19 protein-coding genes and 1 riboswitch are annotated in these 19,356 nt (G+C 42.4%); of the genes, 6 read left to right on the top strand and 13 right to left on the bottom strand.

Annotated features, from left to right (window positions below; genetic code table 11):
- The first annotated feature begins 118 nt into the window (after nucleotides 1-118).
- Entirely contained in the window at nucleotides 119-1,138 is a 1,020-nt protein-coding gene (gene pheS / locus BM156_RS02250; protein WP_093918191.1) for a phenylalanine--tRNA ligase subunit alpha, read from the top strand.
- A gap of 97 nt (nucleotides 1,139-1,235) precedes the next feature.
- On the opposite strand, the gene BM156_RS02245 is transcribed toward pheS, so the two are convergent.
- Together BM156_RS02245 and BM156_RS02240 are read right to left on the bottom strand one after the other, a co-directional pair.
- The gene (locus BM156_RS02245) at nucleotides 1,236-1,838 is read right to left on the bottom strand and encodes a DJ-1/PfpI family protein (RefSeq protein ID WP_093918190.1); all 603 of its coding nucleotides are present in this window, start codon (nucleotides 1,836-1,838) and stop codon (nucleotides 1,236-1,238) included.
- Between the two features lie 91 nt (nucleotides 1,839-1,929).
- Entirely contained in the window at nucleotides 1,930-2,577 is a 648-nt protein-coding gene (locus BM156_RS02240) for an HAD hydrolase-like protein (RefSeq protein WP_170846828.1), read from the bottom strand.
- A 187-nt stretch (nucleotides 2,578-2,764) separates the two neighbouring features.
- Here BM156_RS02240 and BM156_RS02235 point away from each other — a divergent pair, with 187 nt between their 5' ends.
- Both BM156_RS02235 and BM156_RS02230 read left to right on the top strand, forming a co-directional pair.
- Nucleotides 2,765-3,745 (top strand): oxidoreductase family protein, encoded by a 981-nt coding sequence (locus tag BM156_RS02235; protein ID WP_212733387.1) that lies wholly within the window; start codon nucleotides 2,765-2,767, stop codon nucleotides 3,743-3,745.
- Nucleotides 3,746-3,756: 11 nt separating this feature from the next.
- Nucleotides 3,757-4,644 carry an inositol monophosphatase family protein gene (locus tag BM156_RS02230; protein ID WP_093918188.1) on the top strand — a complete coding sequence of 296 codons (888 nt, stop codon included), beginning with the start codon at nucleotides 3,757-3,759 and terminating at the stop codon, nucleotides 4,642-4,644.
- A gap of 41 nt (nucleotides 4,645-4,685) precedes the next feature.
- Here the strand turns inward: BM156_RS02230 and BM156_RS02225 are convergent, their stop codons facing one another.
- Nucleotides 4,686-5,687, bottom strand: a complete 1,002-nt coding sequence (locus tag BM156_RS02225) for a diacylglycerol/lipid kinase family protein (protein WP_093918187.1) — start codon at nucleotides 5,685-5,687, stop codon at nucleotides 4,686-4,688.
- A gap of 134 nt (nucleotides 5,688-5,821) precedes the next feature.
- The gene (locus BM156_RS02220; protein ID WP_093918186.1) at nucleotides 5,822-6,445 is read right to left on the bottom strand and encodes a class I SAM-dependent methyltransferase; all 624 of its coding nucleotides are present in this window, start codon (nucleotides 6,443-6,445) and stop codon (nucleotides 5,822-5,824) included.
- A gap of 225 nt (nucleotides 6,446-6,670) precedes the next feature.
- On the opposite strand from BM156_RS02220, the gene BM156_RS02215 reads away from it, so the two are divergent.
- The 3 genes from BM156_RS02215 to BM156_RS02205 all read left to right on the top strand — a co-directional run bounded on the left by BM156_RS02215 (nucleotide 6,671) and on the right by BM156_RS02205 (nucleotide 8,843).
- On the top strand, nucleotides 6,671-7,936 hold the full coding sequence (locus BM156_RS02215; protein WP_093918185.1) for a sensor histidine kinase: 1,266 nt from the start codon (nucleotides 6,671-6,673) through the stop codon (nucleotides 7,934-7,936).
- Nucleotides 7,923-8,519, top strand: a complete 597-nt coding sequence (locus BM156_RS02210) for a response regulator transcription factor (protein WP_093918184.1) — start codon at nucleotides 7,923-7,925, stop codon at nucleotides 8,517-8,519. Before BM156_RS02215 ends, BM156_RS02210 begins: the two co-directional genes overlap by 14 nt.
- Before the next feature lie 90 nt (nucleotides 8,520-8,609).
- Nucleotides 8,610-8,843, top strand: a complete 234-nt coding sequence (locus BM156_RS02205; RefSeq protein WP_093918183.1) for a hypothetical protein — start codon at nucleotides 8,610-8,612, stop codon at nucleotides 8,841-8,843.
- A gap of 192 nt (nucleotides 8,844-9,035) precedes the next feature.
- Here BM156_RS02205 and cbiB read toward each other — a convergent pair whose 3' ends face one another.
- The 9 genes from cbiB to BM156_RS02160 all read right to left on the bottom strand — a co-directional run bounded on the left by cbiB (nucleotide 9,036) and on the right by BM156_RS02160 (nucleotide 18,926).
- Complete coding sequence (gene cbiB, locus BM156_RS02200) at nucleotides 9,036-9,956, bottom strand: adenosylcobinamide-phosphate synthase CbiB (protein ID WP_093918182.1); 921 nt, start codon at nucleotides 9,954-9,956, stop codon at nucleotides 9,036-9,038.
- Between the two features lie 251 nt (nucleotides 9,957-10,207).
- On the bottom strand, nucleotides 10,208-11,689 hold the full coding sequence (locus tag BM156_RS02195) for a cobyric acid synthase (protein WP_093918181.1): 1,482 nt from the start codon (nucleotides 11,687-11,689) through the stop codon (nucleotides 10,208-10,210).
- 87 nt (nucleotides 11,690-11,776) lie between these two features.
- Complete coding sequence (cobT, locus tag BM156_RS02190; RefSeq protein WP_093918180.1) at nucleotides 11,777-12,859, bottom strand: nicotinate-nucleotide--dimethylbenzimidazole phosphoribosyltransferase; 1,083 nt, start codon at nucleotides 12,857-12,859, stop codon at nucleotides 11,777-11,779.
- Nucleotides 12,860-12,962: 103 nt separating this feature from the next.
- Entirely contained in the window at nucleotides 12,963-13,550 is a 588-nt protein-coding gene (gene cobC, locus BM156_RS02185; protein ID WP_093918179.1) for an alpha-ribazole phosphatase, read from the bottom strand.
- A 77-nt stretch (nucleotides 13,551-13,627) separates the two neighbouring features.
- Nucleotides 13,628-14,380 (bottom strand): adenosylcobinamide-GDP ribazoletransferase, encoded by a 753-nt coding sequence (locus tag BM156_RS02180; protein ID WP_093918178.1) that lies wholly within the window; start codon nucleotides 14,378-14,380, stop codon nucleotides 13,628-13,630.
- Between the two features lie 193 nt (nucleotides 14,381-14,573).
- The gene (gene cobT / locus BM156_RS02175) at nucleotides 14,574-15,584 is read right to left on the bottom strand and encodes a nicotinate-nucleotide--dimethylbenzimidazole phosphoribosyltransferase (protein ID WP_212733386.1); all 1,011 of its coding nucleotides are present in this window, start codon (nucleotides 15,582-15,584) and stop codon (nucleotides 14,574-14,576) included.
- A gap of 171 nt (nucleotides 15,585-15,755) precedes the next feature.
- Complete coding sequence (gene cobU, locus BM156_RS02170) at nucleotides 15,756-16,268, bottom strand: bifunctional adenosylcobinamide kinase/adenosylcobinamide-phosphate guanylyltransferase (RefSeq protein WP_093918177.1); 513 nt, start codon at nucleotides 16,266-16,268, stop codon at nucleotides 15,756-15,758.
- 91 nt (nucleotides 16,269-16,359) lie between these two features.
- Nucleotides 16,360-16,758 carry a DUF4430 domain-containing protein gene (locus BM156_RS02165; RefSeq protein WP_093918176.1) on the bottom strand — a complete coding sequence of 133 codons (399 nt, stop codon included), beginning with the start codon at nucleotides 16,756-16,758 and terminating at the stop codon, nucleotides 16,360-16,362.
- Nucleotides 16,759-16,769: 11 nt separating this feature from the next.
- Nucleotides 16,770-18,926, bottom strand: a complete 2,157-nt coding sequence (locus BM156_RS02160) for a TonB-dependent receptor plug domain-containing protein (protein WP_093918175.1) — start codon at nucleotides 18,924-18,926, stop codon at nucleotides 16,770-16,772.
- A 142-nt stretch (nucleotides 18,927-19,068) separates the two neighbouring features.
- A riboswitch (cobalamin riboswitch) is annotated at nucleotides 19,069-19,272 on the bottom strand.
- Nucleotides 19,273-19,356: the final 84 nt, after the last annotated feature.

Raw genomic sequence — 19,356 nt, 5'->3', positions numbered from 1 at the left:
CTTGATTCTATTTCCCAATTTTCAAGCTGAAAATCAAGAACTTTTAAAATCCAGGATTTGGGCTTAGGATTTCGCCTTGAATGATTATCTTTGTCGATCTATTTCAACAGCAGATACGATGTTAGATAAAATTAAGCAGTTACAAGACGAAATTGAAGCACTAAAAGCTTCAACCAAAGAGGAAGTGGAAGAACTCCGCATCAAGTACATCAGTAAAAAAGGTTTGGTAGGCCAATTGTTTGCCGACTTTAAAACTGTACCTGCCGAGCAAAAGAAAGCTGTTGGACAAGCAATCAATGTCCTAAAAAACAAAGCCCTCGATAAAATCAACGAACTGAAAGACAGTTTCGACAATGCCGATCAAGGCGATGCTGCAACCGATTTAAGCATGCCGGGAGAACCCATGCGATTGGGAACCCGCCACCCACTGGCAATTGTTCGCAACGAGATTATCGAAATTTTTGGAAGACTGGGATTTACCGTTGCTGAAGGTCCTGAGATTGAAGATGACTGGCATGTGTTTTCAGCATTGAACTTTCCACCAGAACACCCGGCTCGTGATATGCAAGATACCTTCTTCATTCAGAAAGATCCGGATGTCCTTTTGCGTACCCACACATCAAGTGTACAGGCTCGCGTGATGGAAAAAACACAACCACCCATTCGTGCTATTTTCCCGGGACGTGTTTTCCGGAATGAAGCGATCTCGGCACGGGCACACTGTATTTTCCACCAAATTGAAGGTTTGTATGTTGACGAGAATGTATCCTTTGCCGATTTAAAGCAAACGCTGCTTTACTTCTCTCGTGAGCTGTTTGGTGAAAAAACACAAATCCGTTTGCGTCCATCGTACTTCCCATTTACCGAGCCATCGGCTGAAATGGATGTAAGCTGCTCCATTTGTGGTGGAAAAGGCTGTAACGTTTGTAAGTACACCGGTTGGCTAGAAATTCTGGGCTGTGGCATGGTTGATCCTAACGTATTGGATCTGTGTGGCATTGACTCGAAAAAATATACCGGATTTGCTTTCGGAATGGGAATTGAACGAATCACCATGTTGAAATATGGAATCAAAGATATCCGACATTTCTTTGAAAATGATGTTCGCTTCCTTCGTCAATTTGAATCAGCGTATTAGAATAAAAATAATTTCACACAGAGAATCCCGGACCAATGTTCGGGATTGCTTATTTTAAAGACTGAATTTGAGTTCATTGTACTCTACAATTACCCAATCACTTCAATTCATCAAGGGTAAAACGCATGTTTCTTTTAACTTCCTCAACATTCTCCGAATCGGTTAACATTTCTAACAAATGAAAAGCAACATCCAATCCGGTTGCAGGTCCTGTTGATGTGATAATATTCTTGTCAATTACAATTCGTTCATCTCGCACAATTGCGCCAAAATCAGCTAATTCTCTTCTTCTTTTACCATCATTTAAATCCCAGGTTGTTGCCTCCCTGTTCTCTAAAACTCCAGATTTTCCAATTGGCAAAGCAGCCACACAAATTGATGCAATTATCTTATTTTCTTGATCAAACTCTTTAATCAAATCAAGAAACTTTACATCATATGCATCTTCAAAAAAACCAGCACTTTCTGCTCCTCCCGGAATAGCCAAAGCATCGTAATCATCTACATTGATCTGGTGAAATGCCAACTCTGGTTTTACCTTCAAATTCCAGTAACAAGTCAATTCTGATCGTAAGCCTGTTGTAATCAGCTCTACAGGCTCGATTCCGGCCTCTCGGCTCCACCCAATTACATCAGTAAAAACACTTGCCTCATAAGCTTCAAATCCTTGTGATAAAAATAAAAGTACCTTTTTAGTCATCAGTTTTGTGTTTAGCTATCTTCAGATTGTCAGTATTGTTCAGCGTATTGGAGGTTTATTGACTGGCAAACAGACAGGGCTTCAGATCCCATCAAACCAACAGCTCGTACAGGTCTTCTGCTTCTTCTACAAAATAGTCCGGGCCTAAGCTTTTAAGCTCTTCATTGTCACCAAAACCATAGCCTACAGCAATTGTACTTATTTCATTGGCCTTTCCGCCCACAATATCGTAACGCGTATCGCCAATCATTACGAAGTCCGCTGAAGGAATTAGCTGATTCCGATCCATAAGTGCTGTAATCAAGCCAGCCTTGGTGTGCAGACCACCTCCTCCTGACCCCTGCGTATCAACCAGATAACGATCCAATTCAAAATGACGCAGCACCGTCCCCACAAACTGGTCCTTTTTTGAAGTTGCCACATACAACTTCTTCCCTTGCTGATACAGTTCTTCCAACATTTCCAGAATTCCCGGATACAACTCCCCTTCGTACATTCCTTGCTGGCTGTAATATTCTCGAAATAAACGAACTCCCAGCTCAACCTGTTTGGCATCAAAGCCCAACACGTTTTTAAGCCCATCCTGAATGGGAGGCCCAATCAAACTATCCACAACTGCTGCTCCTTCTACGTCCACATTCATACGGCTAAGCATGTAGTCCAATGAGTTGTTTATTCCAAGCTTTGAGTTGATCAACGTTCCGTCTAAATCAAAAATCAGATGAGAAAACTGGGTCATAATGCGTTTTATTTTTCCTCGAAAGTAGCCACAATTCTGAAGCTGATGAAGTGAATGTTTAAAATGCATGATTCCCATCTCAAATTGTTAACCTATTCGTTAAGAATCGCTGTCAGCCAGCCTTAATTCTTCCCAAATTATCCGAATCACTATCTTTGCGCCTTCAAAAAACAGCATTTCAGAAGCAATGATAAATAACCATTTTCAACATATTATCCTCCAGGCAACAGGAGCGAGTGCCCTTGAGGAACTAGAAACCATCCAGAACCTTTGGAGTGGTTATGGGCGAATCGTCCGTATTGGCTTGAAAGATTCTGATTATTCAACGGTTGTGGTCAAACACGTACGTTTACCGGAGAATGATCATCATCCCAGGGGCTGGAATACCGATCTTTCGCACCAGCGAAAACTGCATTCGTACCAAGTTGAGACTCATTGGTATCAACAGTGGAGCCATCGCTGCGATGCTGCTTGCCGAATTCCACAATGCTTAGCACTGGAAAAGCAAGGCGACGAAGTCCTGATGGTGCTCGAAGATATGGACGAATCAGGCTTTCCGGAACGAAAATCAGCAGTTACTTGGGACGAATTGACGGCCTGCATCAAGTGGCTGGCTAATTTTCATGCCAACTTTTTAGGAGAAAAGCCCACCGGACTTTGGACAGTAGGCACTTACTGGCATTTAGACACCCGCCCGGATGAACTCAAGGTACTAACCGACAAATCCTTGAAAAATTCAGCCCGGGCAATTGATCAACTCCTTCAAAACAGCCCCTTCCAAACCTTGGTGCATGGCGATGCAAAGTTGGCCAACTTCTGTTTCTCGCCCAACGGGAAGCAGGTTGCTGCTGTTGATTTCCAGTATGTAGGAGGAGGATGTGGTATGAAAGACCTAGCTTATTTTATAGGCAGCTGCCTTTACGAAGAAGATTGTGAACAACTGGAAACCCAATTGCTGGATACATACTTTGATGAACTCCGACAGGCCATCGCGCGCTACAATAAACCACAAAATGCCGATGAAGTTGAAGCCAACTGGCGTGCGCTTTTTCCCGTTGCATGGACCGATTTTCACCGGTTTTTGAAAGGATGGAGCCCCGGGCACTGGAAAATTAACAGTTACAGCGAACGACTCGCCCGCCAAGTTGTTAAACAATTAAATCAATAAGCCCAATTCAGATGAAACGATATAGCCAAGACCTTCAAGTACTGAGCCAAGCCGCAAGCAATGCAGCCCAAAAAGCTGGACAGTTAATTTCAAACTACACAACAAAAGAGCTGACCGTTAAAAATAAAACGGGAGGTGACAGCCTGGCCTCACAGGTGGTTACAGAAGTGGATTTGATGGCCCAGGAAATGATCTTGGAATCGTTGGCTGAAGTTACCCAAAACTATGACTTGGGAACCTTGGGGGAAGAAAGCCCCGATAATCACGAACGGTTTGAGAAAGACTATTTCTGGTGCATCGACCCGATGGATGGGACTTTGGCCTTCATTAAACAACAGCATGGTTATGCCGTTTCCATTGGTTTGGTTTCAAAAGCCGGAGAGCCGGTTATCGGGGTTATTTATGACCCAATGACCCAAACCATGTATCAAGCTGTAAAAGGGCAAGGAGCTTTCCGTAATGGACAAAAATGGACCGTGGCAATTCCCGCCGATACTCCCTTGCATTTAATTAGCGATACCAGTTTTCAAGATCACGCTCTGTTTGAAACTTCCTTGGAAGCCTTGGAAGCCATCAGCAAAAAGCTAGGGTATCACGGGTTTCAAACACGTTTCCAGGGGGGCGCGGCCTTGAATGCCTGTTGGGTATTGGAGCAAGCACCAGCATGTTATTTCAAATATGCCAAAGAGGAACCAGGAGGTGGAAGCCTGTGGGACTATGCTGCAAGTGCCTGCATTTATCAAGAAGCTCAAGCTTGGGTTAGCGACATGCATGGCCAGCCATTGGATTTAAATCGTTCGGATTCGACCTTTATGAACCATCGGGGAATTCTTTATGCTACTGACGAAAAACTGGCTCAAGAACTTATCGCACTAAGCAAAAAGGTCAATCACAGCTAGAAGAACAAAAGAGTACCACTTTGAAGATCAACACTTATCACCTAATCCAAAAGAACACCTTCCAGTTCTTCCGATTTTGCTTGCTCCTGTGATTTTGGAAATGCTTTTTTACCAACAATCACCTGCAACTTCTTCGGGAGAACAGTTAGCTCGAAACGGTGATTTCCTAGGTTTTCTCCGTCGGCTTCACCAGCCAATTCAAAAGCGGATTCAACCAACACTTCCTTCCCTTGAAGGACAGACACCCGACGATCCTTAATAAAGCGGCCATTAAACAGGCCTGGCAAATTCTTCAAAATACCAACCAACCCGATTTTATGAATGATGGTGACTTGAAAAAGGCCATTGTCGGGAACAGCATTGGGCGCTTGCAGCAAACCTCCTCCGTTGTACTTTCCAATCCCAACACTCACTGAAAAAATCAAATCACGAAGTTCCTTGCCATCCACCACCACACTCACCTGTCGGGTTTTATAAGACAGGTAGCTGCTTACCAAACTTTGCAGGTACACAAACCAATCTGCACGTCCCCGTTCCTTCAAGCGATTGGCCTTCTCGGCAACCAAAGCATCAAAGCCAAAACCAGCCATATTGGTAAAAAAACGAAGCTCCTGATGACCATTTTGGCGGGCACGAATCTGCCCAACATCCTGCCAAAACACACGTCCCTTGCGGATTCGCTTAATGGCTTTTTTATAATCATTGGGAATGTCGAAAGTTCTGATCCAATCGTTTCCCGTTCCCACGGGAATCATGCCAATCAGAATTTCTGAAGGATCGCAAACCGTTTGTCGCAAAACACCGTTGGCCACCTCGTTAAGGGTACCATCGCCACCCGCTACAATAATTCGTCGGTAACCTTTTTCAATGCCATTTTTCGTCAATTGAATGGCATGTTGTGCGTAAGTTGAAATGAATAGCTCAAACTCAAAACCTGCTTTTTGAAGCAGATCCATAATTTGCTCCAAGTCTTTTTTGCCCCTACCTCCTCCGGCATGCGGATTAAGCAGAAGCATCCAATTCTCAAGATTGACTCTTCCCATAACTTGTTCAACGATTCGCAATGCTGCAAGATAGCCAAATTCATTAAGTAAAACAGGATATAAAGCGGATTAATGTGTTCCGATCGGCACAACACACTCGAGATAAGTCAACTAATCCGGAGCATGATGAAAGATCAAGTCCTTTGAAAAAGGGTGTAAATATAATCCCGAGGATTCCCTCCCGGAGTTGTATACAAATGCTGAAACCGCTGAATCAAACGAAACTCACCTCCCAATTTCTCCTGCAACATCTCAGCACTATAATTTTTTACGGGCAAGCCGCTGCACTGCTGAGCTCCTTCAAGCGAGAAAACAGCTATATGCACAAATCCATTGGGTTTAACCAATTGCTTCAGTAGGTTAAAATAGCTTTGTTGATCTTGTTCTTCGGTAAAGAAATGCAAAACAGCCCGGTCATGCCATAGATCAATCGGTTCAAGCTGGTTAAGAAAAGTCGGATTTGTGAGATCATCCACCAACCAATCGACATACTGCTGTAGCTCTCCCACCCGAGCTTTGAGCTGCTCCAAAGCCGGAGCGCTGATGTCTGTTGCAATGAGGTTCCGAAAGCCCTCATCCAATAAATAATCCACAAAGGTACTCGTCCCCGAACCAACCGTTAAAATTCGGGATTCCGAAGTTAAAGAACACTGTTTCAAGAGCTCGATGGTAGGCTCCGGATGGCTCTCAAACCATCCCAACTGATCGGTTGGGGTCGAATGATAAACGTCTTCCCAATGTTTCTTTCTTGATTTCATAACTCAATCTTGACGAAGATAATAGCTTGAAATGAAAAGCCAATACCTGTCATATCTCAAGCCCGTTAAAAACGCTTTTTATTTCTTTTAAAAATACTTATCTTCAAAAACAAACGTCAAGCACAATCACTAAGCAATTTATATACAACATCGGCAAATTCGTGATGTTCAATCTACATAAGATAAACAACTGACCTTATTACAAGTAATCTTATCCTAAAACCTATGATTCATCCTTTTAATACTTTTTTTAGGAATATTATCGAATTTAATACCGATTCCAAGGAGCCTGCGTACTTGGTAAAAAGAGAAAAGTTAACGAACTACTTAACACTAATTGGATCAAGTGTTTATTTATTCTACGGCTTTACTTTTATTGTCTTAAGTTACCCATTTGATGCTCTTCTAAATTTCGGTGTCTGCATTGTTCTTTTTGGTGGATACTTCGTGCTATCCTACTATCAAAAAGTGAAATTTGCGCGATTCTTTATCTTTTATCTTCTTCCAATTTTAGGCTTTCTTCCTTTTACTTTCCGCTATGGAAATATTGGTGCTGAGTACTACACTTTTGCTCTCCTCATTATGTTTGTCTTTTTAGAAGATAAAAGATCTCATCACTACTTATACCTTGTTTTCTGCATCCTCTTTTTCTTTGGAAGTAAGTTTGTCATAGCATCTCATCCGGTTGAGCCTCATTTGCAAAACCTGGCCGAAAAATGCTATATCCCCAATATCATTTTTAGCTTTCTTCTGTCTGCAAGTTTCATCTTGTTGTTCAAAAAAGAAATTATACACAAACATCAGAAAATTACCAATGTTTCCAAGCAACTGGAACAAAAATACCTCGAAGAAAAGCATCGTCTGAAGCAAATAGAATTTCTGTCCAATGAGCTCAACCACCGGGTTAAAAACAACTTACAAATCATTACCAGCATTATCAATATTCAACTTAGTCAGTATACGACTCCGGAAAGCCATCAAGCTTTAATCAACATTAGAAATAAGATTCTAAGCATGTCGCTCATACATCAAAAGCTGATTAAAACAGAAAAGGGCTACCTCGTATCGCTCGACAACTACCTCAACAATCTCATCGACAACATTCTAGATAACATTAATAAAGAGTTTTCAATAAGCAAGCGAGTGCGTCTTGAACCAATTAAAATCCACATGGAAGATGCTGTTCATATGGGATTAATTGTCAACGAACTGATAACAAATTCCATAAAACATGCCAACAACAATAATCACGCGGTTTCATTAAAAGTAGACTTGGCAAGAAAGGACGATATTATCATTCTGAAGGTCAAAGACAACGGATCAGGATTTCCTCCAAATTATGATCTTGAAAAAAGCAATTCATTCGGATTAACATTTATTTATCAGTTGGTCCAATCCTACCGGGGGCACATGTCCATTCAAAATAAAAATGGAGCTGAAGTAACGATTGACTTAATACTTAAAACACAGGAAGAAAATGCAATCACATAGAATACTTATCATTGAAGATGAATTCATTATTTCAGCCAACCTAAAACAGCTTTTAACTGCCAATGGCTATTCCGTTTGTGGCATTGCTGATTGTTTTGAAGAAGCCATTGATCTCTATAAAAGGGAAAAGCCAGACCTGGTATTATCGGATATTTACTTAAGAGATAGTAAAACTGGCATCGAAGCGCTCCTTCAATTAAACACCGAATTAAATATTCGTATTCCACTGATCATTATTTCTGCCTATTCGGAAGAAAATATTCTAAAAGATGCCATTACAGTAAATCCTATCTATTTTATTACCAAACCCTTTACGGAAAGTCAAATACTCACAGCTGTCAACTTAGCGCTGAAACTAGCAGCCGTTAAACTAGAGCCAGAATTACCATCAAAAAGAGAGTTGGAAATACTAAAACTACTTGCCAAAGGACTGACGAGTAAGCAAATTTCACAAAAGCTATTCGTTAGCTTTAACACGGTCGAGTCACATCGCAAAAACCTGCTTAAAAAGTATCATGCAAACACAAGTGCAGAACTCATTTTTCTGGCTGCCTCAAAAAATTGGCTAAAGGAACCCAATTGAGCAGTGAATCAAAAAAATCACTGAATTCAGTGATTACTACACCTTCCTTTAATCTCTATTTTGCAATAAAGAACCAAATCAATTGGCAAGATGAAGACAGAAGGACTATGCTTGTTCATTCTGGCAATCACAATCAATCTAGCTTGGTCGCAAAAGCTGGAAGTGGTAGCCCCTGCAGGAGCCTATCATACTAACGGCAGTGGCTCCATCTCATTAACTATCGGCAAACCTCTGATCTATTCACACAACAGAAGCCAGCTAATCTTAACCGAAGGATTGAAACTGAAACAATACGGTCCTTCTATTGGACATCTTCAATTCTAGGAGGCTCATTGCTTACCATCGTAATAACTCCCCTAGACCTCAATGAAGGTCCTTATCAATCAGAGCGTACCATCCCAAATTATACAAGACCCGTTAGGTATTTTGACGAAAGTGAATAACACTTTAAAATTAAAAAGATCAATCCTTCAAATAATGAACTAATAAATAAGACACGACAGCTTCTGAGTTCTCTCAAGCCCAATAGAATAAGATAATACCCCCAATCATCACAACTGTAGTAGCTGTATTTACATAGGTTGTTGACCAGAAATCATGAATCGTGATTGTTTTTTGATGGTGTCCGATGTAAGGTTTGTCCACCAGCTGACCATGATAACGATTCGGGCCACCGAAACGACATTTTAAAATTCCAGCCAAAGCGGCTTCCGGATAACCTGCATTGGGACTGGCATGTTTATGACCATACCGAAAAATATGCACCATCCCGCTCCAACTAAACCGAACAAGCACCATCAACAGGGCTGTTAAGCGTGCCGGGATCAAGTTTAAAAAGTCGTCTAAACGCGCTGCAAACCAACCAAACTGTTTATACCGATCACTTTTATAGGCGATCATAGAATCGAGTGTGCTGGCCATTTTATATGCCATTAGCAAAGGCACTCCTCCCAAGGCATAATAAAACAACGGGCCAACGACACCATCGCTTAAATTCTCTGCCATCGTTTCCAAAACAGCTGTCCGAACCTGCTGCTCATTCAAGTTAGCCGTATCCCGACCAACAATATAGCTCAACTGCCGCCGTCCGGCTTCAAGTCCCTCCCCTTCCAAGGCACGAATAACCAACCAACCTTCATAAATCAGACTGTGGTTAGCCAATCCGAAGAATACACCACACGATGCCAACATCACAAAAAGAACAGGATAACTCTCCAGTTGCCTAAAGAGTAGAAATAAAATCACCCAGGTAAACCCAATCAAGAATAAAACGGTCAGCGTTCCTCTTATCCGACGCTTGGTTCCTCGGTTAAAAGCCTGATCCATTTCCTTTATAACGCGACCAAACAGTCTGATTGGATGCGGCAAATAACGCGGATCGCCCAACAAACAATCAAGCAAAAAACCAATAAGAAGGGGAAGTATAATTAAGTCCATAATGAGTTTCGTATAATTACCTCAGCTCGCAACCGAGAACTGCCAGTTCATCTTGAAGTTGTTGCAGCTTTCAACAACCACAAACTATTCTATTTAGTATCTTCAAAAAACGGTTGATTATTGAAGTGTTTGATAAGAAAACTCGGAAAACAAGGCTTGCGATTTCTGAAAAACAAGGAGTTTACTGACCGCAAATGACTATTTTCAGAAAGGGCGTAACGCAGTTCACTAAGTTTTCTTGCAGACACTATTTAATCCTCTTTCATCACTGAATACACGTAATCCATATCCACATGCCCACGAATGTGGTCTGCCAGTTTATCGTACTGGGTTTCTTTGAATTCATTATAATCAAATGCCACAGCTTTGGCTTCCAATTGACAAGCTTTCATGATCTCCTCAACAACCACCTTGTTATCAAGAACACCATGCAGGTATGTGCCCCATAATTTTGGTGAAACCATACAACCATCGGAAGAACCATCCCTCAATCGGCACAAGGGCTGCCCATCCTGTAACTCCGTGGTTCCCATATGAATTTCATAGCCCGAGCACGCTTCATCGCGATCTGCAAATTGGAAAGCAGTTTGAACGGTCCGCTTTTCTTTAGTCAAGGTTGTAATAACAGGCAAAAGCCCTAATCCGGGAATCGACTCGACTTCCCCTTCCACCTGATTTGGATCATGAATTTCTTGCCCCATAATTTGGTAGCCACCACAAATTCCATACACCCCTTTGCCGGCTTCAGCAGCTTGAATAATCGCTTTAGCCAATCCCTGCTTCCGCAGATACATTAAATCCGAAATCGTATTTTTTGATCCTGGAACCAATACGATGTCAGCTTTGGCAATTTCTTCCGGATTAGCCGAATAATACAAGTTGACATCCGGCATGCGTTCCAAGGTGTTAAAATCCGTAAAGTTGCTCATATGCCGTAACAACACAACTGCTACATTCACCTGTCCATCCTTCACATGTCCGCGTTTGTAGTCAATCACCACACTATCTTCCTGCTCAATATGAATATCGCTAAAGTAAGGCACCACGCCAATCACCGGAACACCTGTTAGCTCTTCCAAGGTCTTTCGTCCTTCCTCGAACAAACTTATATCGCCGCGGAACTTGTTAATCAAAATGCCCTTAATCAAACGACGTTCAGCCTCAGGCAACAGCTGAATGGTTCCGTAGACGCTCCCAAACACGCCACCGCGGTCAATGTCGGCAATCAGGATAGTCGGCGCCCCGGTTTCAAGCGACACCCGCATGTTGGTAATATCTTTGTCCCAAAGGTTCACCTCCGAAATACTTCCGGCTCCTTCCATCACAATCGGATTGTAACGGTCATCCAGGGTTTTCCAGGCTTTCATCGCTTCAGCAAACAAAAACTCCCGATCAGTCTTTAGAAAGTACTCCCTGGCTGTTTGATCTCCAACAGGCTTACCATTCAACACCACCTGGGCTTTTCGCTGACTGGTTGGTTTCAGCAGAATAGGATTCATCGCACTTAAACAGGGGATTCCACAGGCCTCTGCCTGCACCGCCTGCGCCCGTCCCAACTCCAATCCCTCGGCACTGGCATACGAATTCAAGGACATGTTTTGTGCCTTGAAAGGAGCCGGATGATATCCATCCTGCAAAAAGATTCGGCAAAAGGCCGCATTGATCACGGACTTGCCAACATCGGAGCCTGTCCCAACAAACATCAAGGGTTTTAGCTTCTCTTTATTTTTCATGCGGTACTATTTTTGTCAAATAACAAATTTTTAGATACTCGGATATTTTGATTAGCAGACATTCGTACAAGAAATGAACGCTGTTGCTCAGGAACTTTGCAACTCGCCTTTTTCCTCAAACCGAATATGACTCGTATTAATCACTTGGGCTTCTTCAAACGAGGTCATCTCTGAAAGAACAGCAACTGCGCCTTTAATCATGGGATAAGCCAGTGCAGCCCCAGTTCCTTCTCCCAAGCGCAAGCCAAAACTCAACAACGGATTAGCCTGCATGTAAGCCAGCATTTTTTGATGTCCCTGCTCATCCGAAACATGGGCAAAAACACAGTAGTCAAGTACCTTTCGGTTGAGCTCCTGTGCCACCAGCAAGCCTGCAGTAGTTATAAAACCATCAACCAAAATAACCATCCGTCGCGTGGCTGCTTCAAACATTCCTCCGGCAATTGTCGCAATTTCGAATCCACCAAAACGAGCCAGGTTTTGAAGAACAGAACTGGAAATACCATGTTTCTCGATAGCCTGCTCAATCACCCGACATTTATTCAAAACACCCTCATTATCGAGTCCAGCTCCCGGTCCAACACAATCACTTACTGGCAGCTTACAAATAATGGACATCAAAGCTGAAGCAGGAGTGGTATTTCCGATTCCCATCTCCCCAAAACCGATGATGTTGGATCCTTTCTCGTGAAATGAAGCAACAATTGACCGTCCGTTGTTAAACGCCTGCATACATTCTTCATCGCTCATTGCAGGCTCTTGCAAGAAATTGCGAGACCCTTTGGCAACCTTCGCATCGATCAACTTCGGATGGGCTTGGAAATCATAATTTACGCCCGCATCAACAACATGAAGATCCATGCCGTATACTCGCGACAGTAGGCCAATTCCACCGCCACCTGACAAAAAATTATGAACCTGCTGCCAAGTAATCTCTACTGGGCATGGGCTGACCCCTTCAGCCGTAATTCCATGATCGGCAGCGACTGTCAGCATCACCGGATTATTCAACTGCGGTGTTAAGCTATTTTGAATTAAGGCTACCTGCTTGGCCAAAAACTCCAAGCGTCCAAGTGAGCCAACTGGCTTGGCTTTATTATCCAATTTATGCTGAATGGCTTCACGCAAATCATCGCTAAAGCCAGGGATTTCAAAATCAGTTTGATGCATTGTTTTTTTAATTTAGAAGAATCAAGACATTAGATGTTAGACAATAGATTTTGGGATGCTCAGATAACTCTGAAATTGGAAATTCGACCCCCAGCTCTCAGCTCTAGTCCCTTTCAAACTCATTCAAACAACTTGAAACCTGGAATAACTTCGAACTATCGAAAGTAAAATCAATCACTTGTCCGTAATCAATTTTCGTTTGAAAAGCCTCATGTGGTGCAACACCTTCCAACAAGCAGTTCAAAGCCCTTAAAATGCCGCCATGCGTTACTACAGCCACTTGTTGATGCGGCTGTTTTCTGAGTTCATCCAGAAAAAGTGCAGTACGGTTAATTTGATCCCGAAACGATTCACCATCTGCACATCGTACTTCGACAAAATCATCGAACCACTTTTGTGTTTCTGCTGTTCGGCTAATCGTCTCCCAGTCCTGCATTTCCCAAGCTCCAAAGTTGAGTTCCATCAATCGTTGATCCAACTGAATATTTTCAGGTACAAAAAGATCCTGAGCCAGCAGCTGGCACCGTTTTAGTGGGCTGCAAAACACCGCATCAAAAGAATAATTGGCAACAACACTCTTCACTTGTTCCAACTCTTCCTTGTAGCTTTCGGCCAGTGAAACATCGGTTTGCCCATAGCAAACTCCCGCTGGAACTGCTACCCGAGTATGTCGAATTGCCGTTAACTTCATTCGTTAGATTTTAGATGATAGACTTCTAGATCACAGATATTGGACATTAGATTCTCAGATGCTTGAACTTTCAATTTCTATAGTACTGCTAATAAACACAGGTAAAACAACAGCTCAATTATTTGCTGCAGCGCTCCCAGGCAATCGCCCGTGTAGCCACCAATTTTCCTTTCAATATACTTTTTGAAGACATAAGTAACCAACAAGGCAGCAGGTAAAACAACAGCCATAAACTGCCAAGGCAAAAGCGCCATAGGCACCATCGCAAAAATGATTGCCAAAATCAGGTCGCTATTCTTCCCTTTTTTACCAATTGGCTTTGTTTTACTTAGCTCATCTTCGCGTGAGTACCAGCTTGTAAAAATGATCACAACAGGCATTAGGCGACTAAAAGCATGTCCCGCAATTAAGGTCAAGGGAATAAGGGCAGCCGGAAAGGATTGTAACGCCAAGAACTTGGTTCCTAGCATGCCCAAAATCCCCACAGTACCGTAGGTTCCAATGCGACTGTCTTTCATGATTGTGAATATCTTCTCGCGGGTATAGCCCCCGCCAAAACCATCACAGAAATCAGCAAAACCATCTTCATGAAAAGCGCCTGTTGCAAACACCGTAGCCATCATGCTCAAGAAAACAGCAAGCTCCAGAGGCAACAACAGGTTCAACCCGTAAAACACAGCAGCTCCAATGCCCCCGATTAACCATCCAATAAGCGGAAGGTAGCGCGTTGCCCGATTTAAGCGTTCATTGGAAAAAGGCAGTGAACGAGGTACAGGAATACGACTGTAAAACATGACAGCCGTCAAAAACAGGTTGATTTGCTCTTTCATTTTTTAAGATGTTAGACTTTAGACATCAGATTTTAGACAATAGATTTTCGGATGCTCAGCTATTCGAATGAGTCCAAACTTTTCAAACCAAAGAAACCATTGAAACCTCAAACTACTTCAAGCAGTCCTGAACATCCGGCCTCCGATCTCCCCTTCACTCTCTGCGCTTTGCCCTCTGCTCTCTGTCCTTCAATTACTCTTTATTGGAAACACCAGCATCTTCAAAGCTAGCCATTTCATTTAAGAATGTTGCCGCTGCTTTAATCACCGGATAAGCCACTGCTGCGCCTGAGCCCTCACCCAAACGCATTCCCAGGCTTAAAACAGGCTTAGCATGCAGGTACTCCAACATCAGCTGATGTCCTCGTTCTTCGGAGGCATGACAAAATAGGCAATTATCCCTTACCGATTCGTTGAACTGAATAGCCGTCACGGTAGCAGCAGTAGCAATAAAACCATCAATCAAAATGACCATGCCCTGCTTGTGAGCTTCCAAGATCGCACCAACCATCATGGCAATTTCAAGTCCGCCGAAAGTCGCCAAAGTTTCGATCGTTGTTTCTGGATCATACTTTTCGGATATCGTACGTAAAACGGTGGTTTTATAATCCAGTTTTTCGCCTTTCATCCCGGCACCTTTCCCGGTACACTCTTCAATTGGCAAATTCAAAAAACGGTGCATCAACAAGGATGAAGGTGAAGTATTTCCAATTCCCATCTCTCCAAAAGCGATGGTGTTACTTCCTGCTTCAGCTTCTTTCTGCACAAACTCAGCTCCTCGCTTCATCGCCAGGCGGCATTCCTCTACAGTCATTGCCGGCTCTTTCAGCATGTTTCGACTACCACGGGCAATCTTCGCATTAACAATGGGCAAATCAGCAGGGAAATCATAGTCCACACCGGCATCAATCACTTTAATGCCAATACCATTTTGCTTACAAAAAACGTTGATGGCTGCACCACCCGAGCAGAAGTTCATAACCATCTGCCAGGTCACATCTTTGGGGTATGGGCTCACGCCTTCATCGGCAATACCATGGTCTGCAGCAAAAACCAGCAAGCTCGGATTCTTTAATTCCGGACTCAGCGTGTTCTGTATCATTCCAAGTTGTAAAGCAATTGCTTCCAATTGTCCTAAAGCTCCCAGCGGCTTTGTTTTCAGGTCAATCTTGTGTTGTAGTTGGTCTTTCAAATTTATTGTCATCTATTGTTTTATTTATTGGTTATCGTTATTTCGAAGTTCAGAGTCCCTGATTTCAACCTCAGTTTGAAAAAGTTTGAGCTCATCCGAATATCTGAAAAATCGATTATCTAAAATCTGCTGTCTAATGTCTTGGTTCCTGGCTCCTGGTTCTTGGTTCTCAAGTTTTTGATTTCATTCCTTTATTTTAAGCGGAATGCCGGAAACCATCAAGTAAACCGTATTAGCCTGCCGGGCAATAAACTGGTTCATCCATCCTTGCAGGTCGGCAAATTTCCGGGCAATCTCATTTTCCGGGTGCACCCCCATTCCCAACTCATTGCTTACAACGATCAGTGTCACCTCTTGATCAATAAACTTTTGCCACTCAGTTTTGGCTTGCTCTAAGGCTTTTTCCAAGTCATAATCACAATCATGGAAGAAATTTGTTAGCCACAAAGTCACACAGTCCATCAGCACCACCCGGTTGCCAAGTGCATGCTTCGAAAGCTCTTTTTCTTCCTCCAGCGTTTGCCAACGCTCATCACGATCGCTTTGGTGACGTCGAACACGTTGGGCAAAATCTTCGTCCCAAATACGGGCTGTCGCCAGATAAACCGGCCGTTCCGACAGGCTTTCGGCCAACTGCTGAGCAAAACTGCTTTTCCCCGACCGGGCCCCTCCTGTTATGAATGTGATTGCTGCCATAATTTGTTGATTAAAAACGCAACAAGAGGTAAGCCGAACCAGTCAGCTACCTCTTGTACAAATTTAAATATCTGATTTTCCTAACCGGAAATTACTTGCACTTTTTATCTGAGCAAACATCTTGCTTATAGATCCAGGTAACAACATCTCCTTTTTTAAGCTTTTGGTTGATCGCCAATTTCTTCGGCGATTGTCCATTTATTTTATAGTACCAAACATACTTTGTTGGAACTCCTTTCACCTGATCAATCTTCGAAACGAACACGTATTCTCCAACTGCATGCGTTGAAACTTCCACCACATGCATAAGTGCTTCCAACGCCGTCAGGTCACTCTCCCAGCTTACATTAGCTGATTTTAAAGGAGCATCATCCCCAAAGTTTATTTCTACCGTTACTGCCTTGTTCGCGCTTTTAGCCACAACAGAATTCGGACTTACAACTACGAGAAACAGAGCAACTAGTACAAGAACCTTCAAAAATAGTTTCATACGATTATATTTTAGAAGTTATAAGAGATTTTTGCCAAAAAGCTTCTACCAGGCATATTATATCCGTCTTTTTCGGTGTAGTTTTCATCCATCAAGTTATTGACAGATCCACCAATCGAAATCCCATTTTTAAAACGATAAGCCAGCGAATAATCAAAAATAAGCGATCCTGCATGCTCAACCATTTTATCTTCCGGTGTATATCCCTTCTCTGTGTAGTAATCATCTGCAGACCAATCAGGACGAACTCCTGAAAAACTATCTCTTTCCAATCTAGCTCCAGAGTAACGGGCATTCAATCGAGAAGAAAGCCCTTTCAGGTTATCAAACTGAATTCCAAAGCTTCCAGTTGACTTACGCACATAACGCATATCCTTAAACTCACTTGTTCCATCCTCATTTTTCAATTCTAATTCAGATTTAAACATGAAAGTCCAGTTTGAATAAAGCTCCAACTTAAACCGACGTTCTGCAAATACCCCAAAATCAAAAGAGCTGGCCAGTTCCAAGCCTTCCATTTTTGATTTATCAGCATTAGTATAAGTCGTTTCACCCGATTCCAATTCCTCTTCTGCTATTTTATCTTTATGTGTTGTGTTGAAATAGGTGACATCAACATTTAAGGCTTGATCCAAAGCAGCATATTTCAATCCAAGATCAACGGTTGAAGATTTCTCGGGCTTAAGGTCTGGGTTACCGACAAAGGACTTCACATACCAGTAATCCCAATCTGGGAAGTACTCAGAGACTTCATATTTCCCAGCTACTTTATAGGCATCAGGAACAGAGAATGCAGTTCCAAAAGAAGTGTGGAACTTCAAGTTATCCAAGATGCGATACTGTAACCCCAAACTTGTATTCAAGGTGTTGTAATCTTCATCAGCAGCTTTAGCACTCAAATCATCATTTGCATCAATGTGATAAGAATAATGATCGTAACGAAGTCCCCCATTAATATCCAATCTTGAAATGTTGTAGGCCAATTGCGTGAACACTGCAGTGTTTACATTCTTATTGTTTGGTTTATACGGAGTTGCAGGGGTAGTTGCATCTGAAAAACGCTCTGACTCATAGGCATAGGTACCATAATCAAGCCCAAGGATTACTTTCATATTTCCAAAAGCCTGCAAGTCTTGCAACTGAAAACCATATTCCTTCACATTATCCTTGAAACTGATAAATCCTTCCTTGGTATTGTCCGAATAATTGGAGTTTTTCTCGCTCGTGTAATAAGGACTAAAGTTCAACGTATTATCTGCCTTGCTTCGCTCAACAACAGTATAAAGATTTAAACGATTCAAATCTTTCATACTTTGTCCATAAGTTCCCCAAAAGTTTCCAGGCGTTTCAATATCGTCAGCAAATGTATAACTAGCTCTGGCATCGGCACTCCAAACCTCATTAAACGTTGCATTTAATCCAGCATTCACCGCATTAAACTCATACTGTGAATTCTCCATCCGACTGCCATAGGATTTTTCATCCAGAATAATCTTTTGCTCTTCAGAAGCAGACAGGAAGTTATGATCACCAATTTTATAATCATCTCGTTGATTTTTCATCGAATAACCGAGATCAAAGTTTAAGCCATCAACAACCTTTCCAGCCAAAGAAGCCTCAATTCCAGTATACCTAAAACTTCCCACTTCCTGCGAAATATTTCCTGAGAAATCCTCAGTAGCTGTTTTGGTGATAATATTGATTACGCCACCCATCGCATCAGACCCATACAAGGTTGAATAAGGTCCTTTTACAATTTCTACCCGCTCGATGTTATTCGCAGAGATAGAAGCCAGGTTACGGGTCCCCGACGGTTTTCCGTTGATCAAAATTAGCGTATAGCTTCTGGAGTGTGCACTTGGGGAGAAACCACGCATTCCGACAGTTGCCGAAAGCCCTGGATATTGCACAATGTCCAAATTGGTAGTCCGCTTAATTACCTCAGCCAATGTTGCATTAGGCACTGACTGGATTTCATCGCTGGTGATCACCTCAATTTTCTGAGGAATGTTTTTCAATTTAGAGTTCAGTCTCGAAACTTTCACCACAACCTCTTCAACGTTAATCGAGTCAACTACAGCTTCTTCGGCTTGCGCAAACTGAAAGAAAGCAAGAGTCAACAATGAAAAAATCAACCGGTGATTCAATTTAAAATTTTTGGTTTTCATGAATTAAAAAATATGGTTAAACACTTAACATGCCTACCATAACTTTCAATTTTGCTCAAAATCCACCTTGATAAGGAACCCGAACAACTGGATAGATGAATGATAAAATTTATCATCTCACGCTTTTATCCCGAAAGCTATGATTACAAAAAGGACTTTGGCAGGTCTTCTGGCTCACCTTACTTTCTGAGGCCTTCCCACCCTGACAGTTCATCGGGCAGTGGCAGAAGTTTCAGAAAGCTGCATTAAGGCTTACAGCTGCGGGTACAGCTCCGGATTCACACCGGATTCCCTATTCATCCCAACCACGCTGGCGGTTGTTGGAACCAAATCCGCGACAAATGTAGAAATTATTTTCTTGCTGGAAAGACTTTTTTTTTCGGATTCAACCAATTCAGATTCTTTTCAAAAGGTCTTACGAATCATAAGT

It is taken from the genome of Sunxiuqinia elliptica (genome assembly GCF_900113005.1).
Lineage (GTDB): Bacteria > Bacteroidota > Bacteroidia > Bacteroidales > Prolixibacteraceae > Sunxiuqinia > Sunxiuqinia elliptica.
The sequence above is the reverse complement of the archived record's forward strand: the minus strand, read 5'-3'. Positions and strand labels throughout refer to the sequence as shown.

Excerpts from the sequence above, each read along its gene's own strand:
- pheS (WP_093918191.1), top strand. The coding sequence starts at position 119 with ATGTTAGATAAAATTAAGCAGTTACAAGACGAAATTGAAGCACTAAAA.
- BM156_RS02180 (WP_093918178.1), bottom strand. The coding sequence starts at position 14,380 with ATGAAAGAGCAAATCAACCTGTTTTTGACGGCTGTCATGTTTTACAGT.
- BM156_RS02230 (WP_093918188.1), top strand. The coding sequence starts at position 3,757 with ATGAAACGATATAGCCAAGACCTTCAAGTACTGAGCCAAGCCGCAAGC.
- BM156_RS02165 (WP_093918176.1), bottom strand. The coding sequence starts at position 16,758 with ATGAAACTATTTTTGAAGGTTCTTGTACTAGTTGCTCTGTTTCTCGTA.
- BM156_RS02225 (WP_093918187.1), bottom strand. The coding sequence starts at position 5,687 with ATGGGAAGAGTCAATCTTGAGAATTGGATGCTTCTGCTTAATCCGCAT.
- cbiB (WP_093918182.1), bottom strand. The coding sequence starts at position 9,956 with ATGGACTTAATTATACTTCCCCTTCTTATTGGTTTTTTGCTTGATTGT.
- BM156_RS02160 (WP_093918175.1), bottom strand. The coding sequence starts at position 18,926 with ATGAAAACCAAAAATTTTAAATTGAATCACCGGTTGATTTTTTCATTG.
- BM156_RS02215 (WP_093918185.1), top strand. The coding sequence starts at position 6,671 with ATGATTCATCCTTTTAATACTTTTTTTAGGAATATTATCGAATTTAAT.
- cobT (WP_093918180.1), bottom strand. The coding sequence starts at position 12,859 with ATGCATCAAACTGATTTTGAAATCCCTGGCTTTAGCGATGATTTGCGT.
- BM156_RS02235 (WP_212733387.1), top strand. The coding sequence starts at position 2,765 with ATGATAAATAACCATTTTCAACATATTATCCTCCAGGCAACAGGAGCG.
- BM156_RS02195 (WP_093918181.1), bottom strand. The coding sequence starts at position 11,689 with ATGAAAAATAAAGAGAAGCTAAAACCCTTGATGTTTGTTGGGACAGGC.
- cobC (WP_093918179.1), bottom strand. The coding sequence starts at position 13,550 with ATGAAGTTAACGGCAATTCGACATACTCGGGTAGCAGTTCCAGCGGGA.
- BM156_RS02220 (WP_093918186.1), bottom strand. The coding sequence starts at position 6,445 with ATGAAATCAAGAAAGAAACATTGGGAAGACGTTTATCATTCGACCCCA.
- BM156_RS02210 (WP_093918184.1), top strand. The coding sequence starts at position 7,923 with ATGCAATCACATAGAATACTTATCATTGAAGATGAATTCATTATTTCA.
- BM156_RS02240 (WP_170846828.1), bottom strand. The coding sequence starts at position 2,577 with ATGACCCAGTTTTCTCATCTGATTTTTGATTTAGACGGAACGTTGATC.
- cobU (WP_093918177.1), bottom strand. The coding sequence starts at position 16,268 with ATGGCAGCAATCACATTCATAACAGGAGGGGCCCGGTCGGGGAAAAGC.
- BM156_RS02205 (WP_093918183.1), top strand. The coding sequence starts at position 8,610 with ATGAAGACAGAAGGACTATGCTTGTTCATTCTGGCAATCACAATCAAT.
- cobT (WP_212733386.1), bottom strand. The coding sequence starts at position 15,584 with ATGACAATAAATTTGAAAGACCAACTACAACACAAGATTGACCTGAAA.
- BM156_RS02245 (WP_093918190.1), bottom strand. The coding sequence starts at position 1,838 with ATGACTAAAAAGGTACTTTTATTTTTATCACAAGGATTTGAAGCTTAT.